Origin of the sequence: Oscillibacter sp., assembly GCF_040505565.1 — a bacterium.
Taxonomy (GTDB): Bacteria; Bacillota; Clostridia; order Oscillospirales; family Oscillospiraceae; genus Oscillibacter.
Map to the genome: position 1 here is coordinate 1 of NZ_JBEUWZ010000025.1, position 16505 is coordinate 16505.

Annotated in this window: 12 protein-coding genes, 1 pseudogene and 1 other annotated feature (1 of these 14 running past the window's edge); of the genes and pseudogenes, 4 read left to right on the forward strand and 9 right to left on the reverse strand. The window is 53.1% G+C overall.

Annotated elements, in window-relative coordinates; genetic code table 11:
• Positions 1-336 precede the first annotated feature (336 nt).
• Positions 337-1187 (forward strand): annotated as a pseudogene (locus ABWQ15_RS13390) (nucleoside recognition domain-containing protein); the annotation flags it as partial.
• A 296-nt stretch (positions 1188-1483) separates the two neighbouring features.
• Here the strand turns inward: ABWQ15_RS13390 and ABWQ15_RS13395 are convergent.
• From ABWQ15_RS13395 to modA, 4 genes are read right to left on the reverse strand one after another with little or no spacing between them, the layout of a single operon-like run.
• A complete protein-coding gene (locus ABWQ15_RS13395) occupies positions 1484-2242 on the reverse strand; it encodes a Rossmann-like domain-containing protein (RefSeq protein ID WP_353909283.1) in 759 nt (252 codons plus the stop codon).
• Positions 2239-2985 carry an ABC transporter ATP-binding protein gene (locus ABWQ15_RS13400; RefSeq protein WP_353909284.1) on the reverse strand — a complete coding sequence of 249 codons (747 nt, stop codon included), beginning with the start codon at positions 2983-2985 and terminating at the stop codon, positions 2239-2241. The genes ABWQ15_RS13395 and ABWQ15_RS13400 overlap by 4 nt, the downstream gene beginning before the upstream one ends.
• Positions 2975-3781 (reverse strand): molybdate ABC transporter permease subunit, encoded by an 807-nt coding sequence (locus ABWQ15_RS13405; protein ID WP_353909285.1) that lies wholly within the window; start codon positions 3779-3781, stop codon positions 2975-2977. Before ABWQ15_RS13405 ends, ABWQ15_RS13400 begins: the two co-directional genes overlap by 11 nt.
• A complete protein-coding gene (gene modA, locus ABWQ15_RS13410; RefSeq protein WP_353909286.1) occupies positions 3778-4611 on the reverse strand; it encodes a molybdate ABC transporter substrate-binding protein in 834 nt (277 codons plus the stop codon). Before modA ends, ABWQ15_RS13405 begins: the two co-directional genes overlap by 4 nt.
• 357 nt (positions 4612-4968) lie before the next feature.
• Here modA and ABWQ15_RS13415 point away from each other — a divergent pair, with 357 nt between their 5' ends.
• Positions 4969-5781, forward strand: coding sequence for an enoyl-CoA hydratase/isomerase family protein (locus ABWQ15_RS13415; RefSeq protein ID WP_353909287.1), 813 nt, complete (start codon positions 4969-4971; stop codon positions 5779-5781).
• A gap of 361 nt (positions 5782-6142) precedes the next feature.
• On the opposite strand, the gene ABWQ15_RS13420 is transcribed toward ABWQ15_RS13415, so the two are convergent.
• Positions 6143-6343 carry a hypothetical protein gene (locus ABWQ15_RS13420; protein WP_353909288.1) on the reverse strand — a complete coding sequence of 67 codons (201 nt, stop codon included), beginning with the start codon at positions 6341-6343 and terminating at the stop codon, positions 6143-6145.
• A 355-nt stretch (positions 6344-6698) separates the two neighbouring features.
• On the opposite strand from ABWQ15_RS13420, the gene ABWQ15_RS13425 reads away from it, so the two are divergent.
• Together ABWQ15_RS13425 and ABWQ15_RS13430 are read left to right on the forward strand one after the other, a co-directional pair.
• A complete protein-coding gene (locus ABWQ15_RS13425; protein WP_353909289.1) occupies positions 6699-8285 on the forward strand; it encodes a recombinase family protein in 1587 nt (528 codons plus the stop codon).
• Between the two features lie 45 nt (positions 8286-8330).
• A complete protein-coding gene (locus ABWQ15_RS13430; protein WP_353909290.1) occupies positions 8331-8723 on the forward strand; it encodes a glycosyl hydrolase family 18 protein in 393 nt (130 codons plus the stop codon).
• Positions 8724-8826: 103 nt separating this feature from the next.
• On the opposite strand, the gene ABWQ15_RS13435 is transcribed toward ABWQ15_RS13430, so the two are convergent.
• The 4 genes from ABWQ15_RS13435 to leuS form a co-directional block, all read right to left on the reverse strand.
• Complete coding sequence (locus tag ABWQ15_RS13435) at positions 8827-11019, reverse strand: methyl-accepting chemotaxis protein (protein WP_353909291.1); 2193 nt, start codon at positions 11017-11019, stop codon at positions 8827-8829.
• Between the two features lie 245 nt (positions 11020-11264).
• Positions 11265-12374, reverse strand: a complete 1110-nt coding sequence (gene ychF, locus ABWQ15_RS13440; RefSeq protein WP_353909292.1) for a redox-regulated ATPase YchF — start codon at positions 12372-12374, stop codon at positions 11265-11267.
• A 355-nt stretch (positions 12375-12729) separates the two neighbouring features.
• Positions 12730-13863, reverse strand: coding sequence for a glycosyltransferase (locus ABWQ15_RS13445; RefSeq protein WP_353909293.1), 1134 nt, complete (start codon positions 13861-13863; stop codon positions 12730-12732).
• 13 nt (positions 13864-13876) lie between these two features.
• Positions 13877-16303, reverse strand: coding sequence for a leucine--tRNA ligase (leuS, locus tag ABWQ15_RS13450; protein ID WP_353909294.1), 2427 nt, complete (start codon positions 16301-16303; stop codon positions 13877-13879).
• 73 nt (positions 16304-16376) lie between these two features.
• Positions 16377-16505: a binding site (T-box leader), on the reverse strand; it runs 156 nt beyond the window's last position.

Here is a 16505-nt window from a genome sequence, read left to right on the forward strand (position 1 = left end):
TCTTTAGGCCATGGTAGCCGTTATTCTTGAGTGGGTCAATTTTTACCGGCGATTTCGGTCAATTATACTCCGGCGTTTACAGAAGCAGTGTGGCCAGTGGCGGCGCCAAGATATTTCTTGTCCGCGGATAACTCCTGTATCGTCTCAGCTACACAGCGAACACTCCACTTAGTTGGAGTAATCCGGCGCACGACTTGCTATCAAAAGGAAATGAGCGCTGACCTATGGTCAACGCTCGTTTTTTCAAAATGGTACAACATCATTTTCTTTGTCAAAAAGTGTGTTTTCTGAATCATAATATTGCCGTTATAGCAAAAGCAGTATAGCATAAATGGAATACTCATGTGCATGGGTATAGGGTGCAACGCTGCGGGTATTATTGGCTGCCGGATCATTGACTCTCCCCGGGAGCGGCTGCTGGCCATTTTGACGAATAACTTTGTACCCTGTAGCGGCCGCTTCCCCACACTGATTGCAATTCTCACCATGTTTTTTGTAGGAACCGCGGGCGGAGCATTTACCTCGTTCCTTTCTGCGGTGCTGCTGACGGCGGTGATCGTGCTCGGGGTTGGAGTTACCTTTGCAGTCACCAAGCTGCTTTCCAAAACTTTGCTGAAAGGGATACCGTCTTCTTTTATGCTGGAGCTGCCACCGTACAGAATGCCGCAGATCGGCAAGGTAATTGTCCGCTCTATCCTTGACAGGACGCTGTTCGTGCTGTGCAGGGCAATCAGCGTTGCGGCCCCCGCAGGTCTGGTTATTTGGTTCATGACAAATATCATGGTTGGCGATGCCAGCGTCCTGAATCACTGTGCAGCTTTCTTGGACCCCTTTGCGCAGTTGATGGGGCTGGACGGCGTCATACTGATTGCTTTTATCCTGGATTTTCCCGCCAATGAAATTGTCATTCCCATTATTATTATGGCGTACATGGCAAAGGGCAGTATTCTTGAACTTGGCAGCCTTGCTCAAATGAAAGAGCTGTTTGTATCAAACAGCTGGACATGGATTACAGCAATCAGCATGATGCTGTTTTCTCTTATGCACTGGCCCTGTTCCACCACACTGCTAACAATAAAAAAGAAACGGGAAGCTGGAAGTGGACGGCACTTGCGGCGGCAATACCGACGTCAATTCGTATGGTCTCGTGCATTTTATTTGCCACCGCAGCCCACATGATGGGATAAATTGCACTTCTTTATCATTCGAGCCAAACATTCCGACTTTAGTAGAAAGCCAAGGGAAAAACGGATTTACAGTCATATACGTAGAATTAATGTGGCTATACGTACACAAACAGGACTTTCCACCACAAACTAAAAAAGGCTGGCATGACACAGCGTATGTCCCGTGCATCATACTGCATTGACAACGCCCCAGTGGAAGCTTTTGGGGATATTTATTCCGGCTCGGTTTGGTGAAGTTTGTTTCAGTTATCAGCAAATTGTCAGCAACACCTGACGTTTTCAATCAAGTCTATGATTTATTTCTCGTATTTTTCGGCAAAGCAGACCCGCTTTAGCCCAAGTAAACCGGCGCTGCCGGCGATCGTGATACCGAAGAACAGCACCTCCACAGGCAAGCCCATATAATCAATGATCGTTCCGTTACACAACGTGCTTCCAGTACAGAGAATCAGGTCTGCGAAAGAATGAATAATCTCGTCTTTCTTGTGGGTTCCATCCTCCACCTCAACCCCATATCGCCGCTGCCCGATATTCCCCGGATTCAGATCAAGTACCCGGACCTCGTATTCGCTGCCGGACAGCATTTCAAGAAGAGAGGGCTGATAGCCGATCAATGCAATACGCCTGACATGCGGATAATTTACCCGAAGAAACGCCAGCATGTCCACCGCGCATTGTTCCGGTCCGTCCGTTCGGCAGTGCACGGTCCCGCTGCACAGTCCCACGGAGTTCATCACTGCATTCAAGGTTGCAATAAAAATTCCGCAGTTGTGAGAGTTGTGGGCAATTTCCATTTGCAAAATCTCAGCAAGCGTCCCGTTGAATGCGGTCGGAGAGTCTGTAAATGCCTGACCTCGACAGCCGCGGTACTTTGCTTCAATCATGACATCCTTTCCGGTAATAATCGGGAAGTCCTTCCGCACCGTTTCTCCAATTGCCTCTTGCGGCGTCAAAGCACGGCAGGACACGGTTACGGTGTCATCTTCAATATGATACTGTTTTAAAACCTGTGAAAATCCGATTTTCAGTGTTTCATAAAGTTCTTCCCTCGTCACGGCAATTCCTCCGTTTTTTTAGTAATCCCGAGAAAATCAAGGACCTCCTGACCCCATTTGGCACTGTATAATTCATTGCTTTTTACAATACCACAAAGGCGTCCATCAATCAACACGCCAATTCGATCAGCCAAACGCTCAGCTTCGGCAAAATCATGCGTCACAAAAATGAGAGAGCAGCAAAAATCTTCCCGAATTTTTTGGATCATATCATACATGTTGCGTTTTGTGACCGGGTCCAGTGCGGAAAATGGTTCGTCCAGCAGCAGCAAAGATGGCCGCATGATCAGCGCGCGTGCCAAAGCAACACGTTGCTGCTCTCCGCCGCTGAGTGTTCCAGGATACTGATCGAGAATATGCTCAATTTCAAACTTCGCGGCTATCTCCTTCACTCTGGCCTGTATTTCCGCCTTTGGGACTCCCTGAATTTTAGGTCCGTAAGCAATGTTTGAAAATGCCGTCATATGCGGAAATAGACTATAATCCTGATAAAGGTACCCAATGTGCCGCCGGAATACCGGAATCTCACACATCGGGGTTCCCCCGTAAAGGACTTTTCCATGATCCGGTTGATAGAATCCGGCAACCGCTTCCAGAAGCAATGTTTTTCCGGAGCCTGTTTTTCCGATAATCGAAAAGATCTCATTTTGGTAAAGCGAGAAATTGATATGCTCCAACAAAAAGTTGCCGCGTCTGACTGAAAGATCCTGTATCTCCAAAAGGCAGCCCGTATTATGATTCATATCGACTCAGCTTCCTGTTCGCCTTGGCAAGGTGGTTTGCAATTCCAAGCGAGACAGCGGAAATAAGCAGTAAAATAAATGCGCTGGCCAGCGCGCCGCCCAGATTGTTGGTGCTGACATCCAGATAAATGCTGGCAGGCAGCGTCTCTGTTTTCATGCGGGTAACGCCCACCAGCATCAGTGTCGCCCCAAATTCCCCCAAGGCTCTCGACCATACCAAAATAAACGCACTGATCAGGGTGTTCTTACATAGGGGCAGGAGGATGGTGAAAAAGCATTTTCCCTGGGTGGCGCCAAGCAGCCCCGCCACCCGCTCTAATTTTTGATCGACCCCGCGAAAGGCTGTTGATGTCAGCTTAACAGCAAACGGCAGATTGACAACCAATTGCGCCAGAATAATACCACTGCTGTTGAAGACCACCGGAAAGCCCGCACTTTTTAAAGCCTTTCCCAATGGTGAGGAAAACAGAATCAGCATGCTCAGCCCCAATACAATATTGGGCAGCGACATCGTCAGTTCCAGAAGAATCTCAATGGCTTCCCGGCAGAAGAATCTGGTTTTGGTCAAGACATATGAAACTGCAATCGACAGCAGGAAGCAAAGTATGCTGGATATGCACGCACTTTTGATGCTTAAATATACCGCAAACAACGTTTCGGGCTGATGCAGGCATTCCGGGAGACTACGTATCCCCCGGAATGCGATTACGGCAATATTTCCTCCGATAAAAAGAATTGTCAGGAGTGTGAGAAGCATACAGGCGGATTGGAAAATGTTATGTTTTCGCCGGTTCATCCTGCCAATTCATAGCCATGGGCAGTCCATATCTGGTTGGCTGCATCCGAACTGAGAAATGTGCTGAATGCGTCCGCAGCCGCGCTGTTTGTAGAAAAAGTGAGCCTTGCCGCCGGAACCGTTTTTACATAGCTGTCCAGGTCCTTCGTCTCACAGATTTCCACACCCTCCGCATTACAGTTTTCCTTCCAGATGATCGCCGCATCTGCCTCTCCCAGACCAACGACCGTTGCCAGTTGAGGAGCCGTGGTCGTTGTCGCGCCAAGCGTTACGGTATCGGAGACGCCGAAATCAGAAAATACTTTTTTTGCAATTTTTCCAATCGGTGTGGACTCCGGATCTCCAATCACGGTTACAACATCGCTTTTGCCCAGATCCGCAACGCCGGTAATTCCTTTTGGATTTCCCTTGGCAACCGCCAGGACGGGAATGTGTTTTACAAGGTCTACACTGCCGGATACATCATCTTTAACAGGCTTTACCTCATCCGCAGAACCGGCAATAAAGAAGTCCCCTTCTTTGGATTCTGTAATCTGTGTTTGAAGCTGTGCCGCGTTTGCGTAAGTAACATTCATTTGACAGCCGGTTTCCTTTTGAAATGCATCTGCAATTTCCTGAAAAGGCTGCTGCATCCCCGCGCCGCAGTATATCAGGAGCGACTGACCACTGAGATCCGGTGTAGTCGATGAGGAACTCGCCGCTTCACCAGATGCAGCAGAGGTCGTAGTATTGCTGGAAACGCTGCCGGAAGAATCCTGCCCCTGCCCTCCGCAAGCAGCAAGTGAGAGTATCATTGAGAACGCAAGGACTGTTACTAAAATCTTTTTCATCGGTTTCTCTCCCTTATGAATAATTTGGTAAGTCATCAGGATTACAATAGCACAATCGTTATTCTCAGTCAAGAATAATGATTCTGCTATTGTATCACCTAGTGATCATGAGTCATGAACTTGAAATTTGAGACAGAGCAAACCTTTCATGGACTCATATTGATATAATTTGCTATAATATAAATACTATATTGCTAAGTTATAAAACATATCTCAACAGAATGCTGCATCTGTGGTATCATAGCTGTCACACATAGGAAAAGGCTTGCCGGCATCAATTTACAACACCCACATGACCTATCTGATACCGCCCTTGCTTTCTCTTACTGCAAATATGAGAAGAGGTAAAATAGCAATATGTCGGATTTAATTTATGAGGTAGAAAACCACTTGGCCCGTATTACGCTAAACCGCCCGGAGCATCTCAATTGTTTCAGTGAGGAGATGATTCAACTCTGGGCAAACGCACTGGAGGACATCCGGGACCGGGATGATATTGATGTTGTTCTTTTATCGGGAAACGGAAAGGCGTTTTGCGCCGGCGGAGATGTAAAAGCCATGGCGACCGGGAACGGCTTCTTCGAAAGCAATGAGGATATTACTTCCACCGCGCTTGCCAGAAAGAACTCTCTTTGGGAAGGAATTCAGCGTATCCCGCTGATTCTGCAGGAAATTGACAAACCGGTTATCGCTAAGGTTCACGGCGCGGCTGTGGGCGCGGGGTTGGATATGGCTCTGATGTGTGATATCCGCATCGCTTCGGAAAGCGCCTCACTTTCGGAAAGCTATTTTAACGCAGGAATTGTTCCCGGTGACGGCGGCGCTTACTTTTTACCTCGTCTTGTGGGGCGAGACAAGGCACTCGATTTGTTTTTAACGACACGGGTGCTAAAAGGCCCTGAAGCGGAAAGAATCGGCCTTGTCACACACGTTGTACCCGATGACCAGTTGGATGATTATGTGGAACAATATCTCCAAAAACTACTGGATGCGCCCCAGCAGGCCATGCGTCTGACGAAACGTGCGATTGATCAGAGTGAACAAAGTACGCTGCGCGCTTCGCTGGATTTGGTGTCTTCTTTTATGGGAATCGTGACCGAGCTGGATGATTACCGTTTACGGACGGCTGCTCTGGTGGAACGTTTAAATAAAAAGTCCAAGGAAAAATAACGAAACAGGCTTGATCCGTGACAGGCCGTCAAAACGAAGCGCGACCGTCAGTCAGCAATTGTGTACTTTTTAAATCTTCTCCGTCGCAATAATGTGATTGGATAAATGCGGAGAATCTTTTATATAAAGGGTCTGAATCCTGTGAACTGACCTCCAATGGTTCGATTTTTGGGTCTAACTTTTGGGGGTCAGTTCAATTTAAAGTGGGCCTTTATTCTGTTTATGTTGCGTATTGGAATTTGAGGTTAAAATTATTCAAATGTCCCCAGCATCCTCATTAGCGGTTTTGACAAAAACAAGCTCCGCACCGCTCAAAGAAAACGTTTTCACGCCGTCCTCCCAACTTGTCCACTGGCTCTGCTCAAGCAGAGCCTTTTGCCTTTCTGCGCATGGCCGCCCGCAGATATATGTCCACGATCTCCTGATCGGCGCGCGCCTTATCCTCCCGAGTCATATTGCGGCAGTGGGTGTCCATGATGTAGCAGACGGCTCCGTTGGCTTGTACAACCATTTTGCAGTCGTCCATATTGGGAACAAACGGGAATGCTCCGAGCTTTGCCATAATCATCACCTCACCGCAATGTACGAAATGATGATCCGTTCTATTCGTGGTTTTCAACTTATGCGAATATTTGACCTTGAGTCCCGCCGTCACTTGTTCTGAATACGGTCTCCTCCTTTCAACGGGACTTGCAACATTCCCCCCGTGGTGCTAAAATAATTTTGAACCGTTTTAAATGGCGCGATTAGCCGCAGACCGCTTTATTCTTGCTCGCGTGCTTATATGTTTCCATATTTTAGTAAAATTCACCTGTGGTTAATTACTGAAGAAGCGTACAATTAAAAACACATGACGATTCTTGCAAGTCTGAAAAACAGCGCCGCCCTTCTGGGCGGCGCTATCCATAGGAGGACTCATGGAGCAATATCTAGTCTACCTGCGCAAGTCCCGCAAGGACCGCGACACGGAGATGCAGACCGGTGTATTTGACACGCTACAGCGCCACCGTGACACACTCCTGAGCCTTGCCAACAACAAAGGCTATACGATTGCCGGGATCTTTGAGGAAGTCGTCAGCGGCGACACCATTGCTGAGCGGCCGGAGATGCAGAAGCTGCTGGCCGCTGTGGAGACAGGCAAGTATACCGGCGTGCTGGTCATGGAAGTCCCCCGTCTGGCCCGTGGCAACACCCGGGACCAGGGCACCGTGGCCGAGACATTTAAGTATAGCGACACCAAGATTGTCACGCCGGATAAGGTCTATGACCCCTCCGACGAGGCGGACGAGGAATATTTTGAGTTTGGCCTGTTTATGTCCCGGCGGGAATACATGGCGATTAATCGCCGCCTGCAGCGTGGACGCATGGCGTCGCTCAACGAGGGCAAATATATTGCCGGGACTCCCCCCTATGGGTACCGTAAGGTAAAGATTGAGCATCAAAAGGGCTATACACTGGAGATCAACCCGGAGCAGGCCCGCGTGGTAAAAGAGATCTTCCGGTTGTACACCGACGGAGATCCTCGACCGGACGGCACGCTGGACCCGATCGGCAGCTATGCCATTGCAAATCAGCTCAACGCCCAGGGCATCCCATCTCCCGGCGGCATGAAATGGTCTGCCGTCAGCGTGCGGGACGTGCTCAAAAATCCGACCTATGCCGGATACGTCCGCTGGGCCTATCGTCCGCAGACAAAGCAGATGGTCGGCGGCGAGCTGACGGTCTCCTACCCCGTCAACAAGGACTGTAAGCTCCAAGAGGGAGTCCACGCGCCGATCATAGCAGAGCTGACGTGGCGGCGTGCTATGGCGTCCATGCGAGACCGCAGCCATGCTCCGTTACCCAGCGCCAAGCACATTGCAAACCCACTGGCGGGGCTGCTCTATTGCTCTGTGTGCGGCCGCTCATTGGTGCAGCTGCCTAAAGGTACGAAGAGCGGTCCCACCGTCATGTGTCCAACGTCCAAATGTCCCACCGTCGGCAGCCGGCGGGAAGTGGTGGAGCAGGCGCTGATGGAGAGCCTGTCCGACTGGCTCATAAGCTATCGTATCAAGATCAGCCCGCAGTCGGAGCAGGGCGCGGAGCAGCGGGAGGAATCGGAGTCCGCCCTGGCATCTGCGCAAAAGAATCTGGAGAAGCTGTCGGCGCAAAAGGGAAAGCTGTATGATTTGCTGGAGCAGGGCGTTTATACGCAGGACGTGTTTCTGGAGCGCTCCCGCCTTCTGGCATCCAGAATAACCGAAGCCGAGGCAGCCGTGCAGCGCTTGCACGAGCATTTGGCATCCATCAACGAGGCCGAGCAGACCCGCAGCCAGCTGATTCCCCGTATACAAAATGTCTTGGACATTTATAACACCCTTGACAATCCCGCCGACCAAAACGCGCTGCTCAAGTCTGTACTGGATCATGTAATCTATTCAAAATCCGTTGGGGGACAGTGGAAGAAGAGCGACATGCAGCTTTACATTTTTCCTAAAATTTCTCCATTCGAAAATGACTTATAGCCTAGCTGTTGATATACATATGGTCCACCCATGGCAGTCTCTCCTATGCCTCAGGTCCGTGCAGTGCTTGATTACGCCGTCACGGAAATCCCCGCTAAAAAGATTTTTCTGGGCCTCTCCAATTACGGTTACGACTGGTCTCTCCCCTTTGTACAGGGAGAGACAAAAGCTCAGTCCATCTCAAACCAGCGGGCCATCCAGCTTGCCATCCAGCACGGCGTCGCCATCCAGTACGACGAGACCGCCCAAGCTCCCTTTTTCCATTATACCGATTCCGGCAGCGCGGTCCACGAGGTCTGGTTTGACGACGCCCGCAGCCTCGCTGCCCGCCTTCGGCTTATTCAGGAGTACGGCTTTCAGGGGGCGGGTATCTGGAACGTCATGCGCCCCTTCTCTCAGCTCTACCTTGTCATGTCCACGCTGTATAACATTTTGTAAGATACTACGCACTTGCTTCTAATACGACGGCCTGCCGAATGTATTCGGCAGGCCGTCGGCGCAAAATATTATTGGCTGGCTGGAGCGGTTTTTTTCTATTCAATCAATACTTTCCGGACAAAGAAACCGGAGCCTTTGCCGGGGCTTTTGTCGAAATGACCGCTGAAGCCTTTACCGAAGGTCCTGCTGAAGTTCCGGCCGGAGTCCTTGTCGAAATCTCCGCAGAAGTCTCAGAGGAAGCCGCCGCAGGAGCCGGCTTATCCTCTTTCAGCTTAAACTGGCTCACCAGATCTTTCAGCGTCTGTGCCTGTGCCGACATCTCCTCGCTGGATGCGGCGCTCTCCTCAGCGGTGGCAGAATTGGTCTGCACCACACTGGAGATCTGATCGATTCCCTGAGAAACCTGGGTGATGGAAACAGCCTGCTGCTGGGCCGCCTCCGCGATCTTCTCCACCATCTTCGCCGTGGCTTTGGAGTTCTCCGCCACATTGTCCAGGGTTGCAGCGGTGGTATTGGCAATACCCGCGCCCCTTTCCACGGACTGCACTGCGGCCTCAATCAAAGCGGAGGTATCCTTGGACGCTGTGGCGGATTTTCCAGCCAGATTCCGTACCTCGTCCGCCACCACGGCAAAACCCTTGCCGGCCTCGCCGGCTCTCGCAGCCTCCACGGCAGCGTTCAGCGCCAGAATATTCGTCTGGAACGCGATGTCCTCGATGGTCTTGATGATGCGGCCGATCTGCTGGGAGTTCTCGCTGATCTCGCCCATCGCGGCAACCATTTCCTTCATCTGCCTGTCGCACTGGACCATCATCGCGCCGGTCTCATCGACCTTCTGTCTGGCCTCCCCCGCATTCTTAGAGGTTTCACCGATCTGGCCAGAGATCTCCGAGATGGTAGCCGCCAGCTCCTCAACGGATGAAGCCTGCTCCGTGGCGCCCTGACTCAGGGCCTGCGCACCGGCAGACACCTGCTCGCTTCCCGCGGACACTTGTTCGGCAGACAGGCCAATCTGGCGCATAGTCCCACTTTGGAGCTTAATCAAATTCCTGATGGAGGCCAGCAGGGCGGTATAGTCGCCCTGATACAGTTCCTGGTTCGTGGTGGTAACGGTAAAATCGCCGCGGGCAATGGTCTCCAGCCCCTGCCCCAGATCTCCTATGATACCGGAGATTGTACGGGTCATCGAAGCCGTGGTCTCCGCCAGCCGTTTCGTCTCGTTTCTGCTTCGGACCTCCGGCACCGGCGACTTTAAATCGCCCTGCGCCAACAGCTCCAACCGGGCAGTGCACCGCGCCACGGGGTCACCGATACCCTTGGCAACCCGGATGGCAATAAGAATAGACGTAATAATTGTAATCGCAATCAGAATCACGGTGAGAAGGACTCCCTGATAAGTGGAACCCATGAAGTCGCCCACCGGGGCATTGACGCCGATGCTCCAGCCGTCGGTCCCTCCAATGGGCGCGTACGACAGAAACTTGGTCACACCGTTATAGGTATACTGTCCGAAGCCGGATTCGCCGTTGGCCATTTTTTTCTCAAGCGCGGCCAGAGCCGCCAGAGAGGAATCCGTCTTGGCGTCCTCAGCGGTGTTCTCCTGATTTTTCACGACATCCATGTCCTTATGAGCAATGGTAATGCCGTTTTTGTTTAGCATATAGGCACCGCCATTCTCGCTGACGTGAATCTCAGTCACAATATCGTTGAGGAATGTCTCCTGGGGGACAAAATACACCACACCCGTCACCGTGCTGTTAGGGACGCCGTCCTTCCAGATCGGAGCGGCGACAACGATTGTCATCTCGCCGGTAACCCTGCTGACCAGCGGATCGGAAACCCACGCCTTGCCCGCCTTTGCCTGCTGAAAATACTCCCGGTCAGAGAAGTCGGTACCGTCAAAAATGCTTTTCCCGTCCAGTGACAGGATGTTGCCCTGGTGAAAACCATGGCTTTCGACGCGCTGGTCGATGATGGCCTGCTTGTCCTCGATGGTGCTGGAGCTGCTGGACAGTCGCGTCAAGTAGCCGGTCTCAATCGCCACGTTCTCAATGGAACCCAACCGCTCCTGAACCTTGTCGGCCGCGACACTGGACAATTGCGTCATGGTCTGCTCCAGGGTGGTCTCAGTACTTCTGAAGATTAAAAAAGCGGCAAGGGCCCCCAACAGAATCATGGGAATGGAGACAAGGATACAAATTTGCACCATTAGTTCTTTTCGGATTGTGGACTGCTTTTCTTTCCGTCCGTTGTTTTGTTCTTTGGATTCGTTGCCCCTCTTCGTTTCACGTCTCATAAATGTTTTCCTTTCTCACCCATTGTCTTCAAATCCGCCCTGCGCCAAAGCTCTTTCCCGGTTGGCTACCTCCCGAAAGCTGACCGATATATGCGCAGCTAGACTTACTCTCTTATCGGCTGAAATCGGAAAATTATAAGGCCACGCGTGGTACTTTCTTTTATATAGCCCTTCCGTTCTTTCAATCCCCATACCGTGGTCCGGCTCAGGAGATTTTCTCCGCGCTGGGTGCCCTCCGTTCAATATCACACGTTGAAGCGGAAATAGATCATGTCGCCGTCCTGTACCACGTAATCCTTACCCTCGCTGCGCAAAAGGCCCTTCTCTCTGGCTGCAGCAATTCCGCCGCATTTCATCATATCCTCATAGGAGATGACCTCCGCACGGATAAAGCCCCGCTCAATGTCGGTGTGAATCTTACCGGCGGCCTGCGGCGCTTTTGTTCCCTTTCGGATGGTCCAAGCCCGGCACTCATCCTTTCCGTAGGTCAGGAAAGAAATCAGGCCCAGCAGCGAATAGGAGCATTTAATCAGCCGGTCCAGCCCGGACTCCTTTACGCCCAACTCCTCCAGAAACATCTCTTTCTCCTCGCCCTCCAGCTCGGCGATGTCCTGCTCCATTCGGGCGCAGATGGGAAGCACCTGACTGCCCTCCCGCTCCGCCAGCTCCTTTACCTGCTGGTAATATTGATTCCCGTCCAAATTGGTGAAGCCATCTTCATCGGTGTTGGCGGCATAAATGACGGGCTTCAGGCTCAGCAGGTCAGAGGTGGAGATCAGCGCCATATCCTCCGGCTCGCATTCGTAGGTGCGGGCAGACTTTCCCGCATTCAGATGCTCCGCAAGGGCCTTGAAAACCTCCGCCTCGTGGAGGAACTTCTTGTCGCCCTTGGCTGCTTTGGCGGCCCTTTCCATGCGGCGGTTCACCATTTCCAAATCGGCCATCACAAGCTCCAGGTCGATGGTCTCGATATCGCCCAGCGGGTCCACAGGTACGTTGGTACCGGCATCCGCCACCACATGCATGATGTTTTCGTCGTCAAAGCAGCGGACCACATGAACGATGGCATCTGTCTCCCGAATATTGGCCAGGAACTTGTTCCCCAGACCCGCACCCTGGCTGGCGCCCTTAACCAGACCCGCGATATCAACGAATTCGACGACTGCCGGGGTCTTCTTATCTGGCTCATACATCTCCGCAAGGCGGTCCAGCCGCTCATCCGGCACAGCCACCATTCCCACATTGGGATCGATGGTGCAGAAAGGGTAATTGGCGCTCTCCGCACCGGCGTTGGTAATTGCGTTGAACAAAGTGCTCTTGCCCACGTTGGGCAGGCCCACGATGCCAAGTTTCATAGCAGGAACCTCCATGCGCCGCGTCCGCGTCCATTGAAAAAGCCCCCTTTGGAGGCTTGACGCGCGCCGCGGTCAGCCGCTTTTGCGGCGAGCGGTACGCCGATCTTCAGCCGGAATCATTCTCCGGTCCGTCCATGCGCCTAAGCGCACTGCATTTGTTTTATTGTAGCATTTTCTTTGCATAAGCGCAAGTTTACACAGATTCTTTCTTTGCTGAAATCGCAGGCTTCCATAAAAAGAGGGCCCTCCCCAAAGGGAGGACCCCGTCTCGGATTGCCGTGCTATTTCCGTCTGGTGAAATCGCACCACACCTAACCGGCGCATTTCGAGGGAGGGACCGTCTCGGCTTCTCTCGTCAGGGCCGAATTTCATGAATCGCCATGCGGAACATCTCCTCCGTATGGAGAATGGAATTTTCCAGAGAATAATCTGCGGCGCTTTCCGCGTAGCGCTTTTCCATCTCCCCCCGCTCCTCCGGGTGCTCGAGCCAATAGTCAATGCGCCTGGCCAAGGCCGCACTGTCACCCGCCGGGAACAAGCTGCGCTCGTCCAGCGCAAACTGGGGCGTTGCGGAACGGGGCGACTGAGCGATCACCGGCACCAAGCCGCAGGCGAACGCCTCCATGCAGCTCATAGCCTCAATTTCCGCATCGGAGGTATGAACGTACAAGTCGCATTGATCGATGATTTCAATCAACCGCTGGGGCGAATAGAATTCCATAATAACCGGATTCGCCAGCCGCTTCTCACACAGTCTTCGCAGCTTCTTTTCCGTGGGACCCTTGCCCGCCAGAATCAACTGGAGGTGAGATGCGTGGCGGGACTTTGCGCATGCGTCGATCAGCACGTCCTGACGCTTCTCACCAGAATACCGCCCTACCATCAAAACGGTGAATTTCCCCTTCAAAAAATCCTCCTTCTCCCGTTTCTGATAGAAATAGGCAGGACTGATTCCGTTGGAGATCACATGGAGTTGAGCGGTATACCCGTGCTGGCGGAGCTGGTCCGCAATCATACGGCTGGGACAGTGGATGTGCGTGAAGCGATTGAAAAAGGTGTCTCGGAAACGGCTGTAGACAAAGTCGTTGGCCCGTTGGCTGTTGCCAAGGTGGATGGAAAACGTGATGTTCTCGGGCTGGCAGTGAAACGCCGCCGTATGGGGAATTCCCAGTTTTTCCACATGTCTCAGTCCCATGATTCCCAGCGGCGAGGGCATCATGAAATGCACCACGTCCGCCCAGGCCGCCGCCTTTTCAAACACATGGCGGTTGGGAATGGCCAGCCGCATCCCCTGGCTGGTAATCAGATGCTCCACCACCGGCAGAAATCTCATCTGCCGCACGGCGTACTTATAGTCCGCCGGTTTTCCGCAGGCGATGACCCGCACCTGATTTCCGTGTGCGATCAGAGCGCGGGCAAACCGCTGGGCGCTGATGGTGGTGCCGTTGTTGGCGTCATCAAACTGGTCGATGACCAATACGATCTTCATTCGTTGACTCCGGTTACCGCGGCTTCACAATCATGTTAATCAGACGGTTTTTAATGTAGATCGTCTTAACAATCTGCATTCCTTCGGTGGCTTTCTGAACCTTCTCCACCTTCAGCGCAGCGGACATGACCGTCTCCTCGTCACTGTCGGCGGGAAGGATCACGGTACCCCTCAGTTTGCCGCCCACCTGCACCGCCATCTCCACAGTGGCGGCGGCGGTCTTGGTTTCATCAAAGGAGGGCCAGTTGTTCTGGCTGGCCATCCTGCCCGTCATTCTGGCAAAGCCAAGGTCCTCCCACAGCTCCTCCACAATATGCGGTGCAAAGGGGCTGAGAAGCAGCAGCAGATACTTCATATCGCCCCGGCTGACGCCGTTGGCGTAAAACTCGTTGACCATGGTCATCATTGCCGAGATGGCGGTGTTCATCTTCAGCTCGTCGATGTCCTCCGTCACCTTTTTAATGGTCTTGTGGATGATAGACTCATTCGCGGGCGTCACCTCATAGCTGTCGGAGGCGGACTCCGCCAGATTCCACACGCGGTCCAAAAACCGCTTGGAGCCCTTTACGGCCTCGTTGGACCAGGTAACGGCCTTCTCAAAGTCGCCAATGAACATGATGTGCAGGCGCATGGTATCCGCGCCGTACTGCTCCACAATGTCGTTGGGGTTCACCACGTTGCCCCGGGACTTAGACATCTTCTCGCCGCCCTCGCCCAGAATCATGCCGTGGCTGGTGCGCTTTTGATAGGGCTCCTTGGTGGGAACCGCACCGATGTCATAGAGGAACTTATGCCAGAACCGGCTGTACAGCAGATGCAGTGTGGTGTGCTCCATGCCGCCGTTGTACCAATCCACGGGAGACCAGTATTCCAGCGCCTCTTTAGACGCCAGGGCCTTGTCGTTGTGGGGGTCCATATACCGCAGGAAATACCAGCTGGAACCGGCCCACTGAGGCATGGTATCCGTCTCCCGATTGGCGCTTCCGCCGCAGTGGGGGCAGGTCGTGCTCACCCAGTCGGTCATGGCGGACAGGGGGCTCTCGCCGTCGTCCGTGGGCTCGTAGTTCTCCACGTTTGGCAGCAGCAGGGGCAGCTGATCCTCCGGCAGGGGTACCCAACCACACTTTTCGCACTTCACCATGGGGATAGGCTCTCCCCAGTACCGCTGACGGGAGAAAACCCAGTCGCGGAGCTTGTAGTTGGTCTTGGGACGGCCGATGCCCTTCTCCGTGACCCACTGCTTCATGGCGGGAATGGCCTCTTTCACGGTCTTTCCGTTCAGGAAGCCGGAGTTCACCATAATGCCGGTGTCGTCCTTCAGAGCAAACGCTTCTTTGGTGATGTCGCCGCCCTTGACCACCTCCACAATGGGGAGGTGGAACTTCGTTGCAAATTCCCAGTCGCGCTGGTCATGACCGGGCACGCCCATGACGATACCGGTGCCGTACGTGATCAGAACATAGTCGGAGACGAACACGGGGATCTTCTCGCCGGTGACGGGGTTGACGGCTTCAATGCCCTCCAGCCGGACACCGGTCTTCTCCTTGTTCAGCTCGGTGCGCTCCAGATCGGACTTCCGGGCCGCGGCGTCTATATAGCTGGCCACCTCGCCCCAGTTTTTGATCTGGTCCTTCCACTTTTTCAAATACTCGTGCTCCGGCGACAGGACCATATAGGTCACGCCGTACAGGGTGTCGCACCGAGTTGTATAAACCGTCAGCCTGTCGCCGTTGGTGGCGGTAAAATCCAACTCGGTACCCTCGGACCGACCGATCCAGTTGCGCTGCTGAATCTTGACCCGCTCAATAAAGTCCACATCGTCCAGATCGTCGATGAGCCGCTCGGCGTACTCCGTGATCTTCAGCATCCACTGGCTCTTCTCCTTGCGGATGACGGCGCTGCCGCAGCGCTCGCACACGCCCTCCACCACTTCCTCGTTGGCCAGGACGCACTTGCAGGACGTACACCAGTTCACAGGCATGGTGGTCTTATAGGCCAGGCCCTTCTTGTACATCTGGAGGAAGATCCACTGCGTCCACTTGTAGTAGCTGGGGTCGGTGGTGTCCACCTCCCGGTCCCAGTCGAAGGAATAGCCAAGAGACTGGATCTGCTTGCGGAAGTTGGCGATGTTGTCCTCCGTCACCTTCCGGGGATGGATATGCATTTTAATGGCATAGTTTTCCGTGGGCAGTCCGAAAGCGTCGAACCCGATGGGAAACAGGACGTTATACCCCTGCATCCGCTTTTTGCGGCAGATGATGTCCATGGCGGTATAGGGCCGCGGATGGCCAACGTGCAGTCCCTGCCCGGAGGGGTAGGGAAATTCGATCAGGCCGTAGAACTTAGGCCGGGACGTGTCGCCGTTGACAGCGGCGAAGGGCTTTTCCTCCAGCCACTTTGCCTGCCATTTCTTTTCGATGCCGGTAAAATCATACTTCATTTTACAAGACCGTTCCTTTCTGGTTTTTGCCCCGGCCGGGAAAACGCAAAAAAACGCGCCCCTGACCGCAGCGGTCAGGGGCGTTGTAACGCGATACCACCCTGATTCAGCCACCGGTCGCCCGGACGGCTCTCTTGGGTCCCGAAAAGGCACCGGACTGGGACATCGGCGTCTGCCGCGAACCTCCACGCGCCTTCTCGGA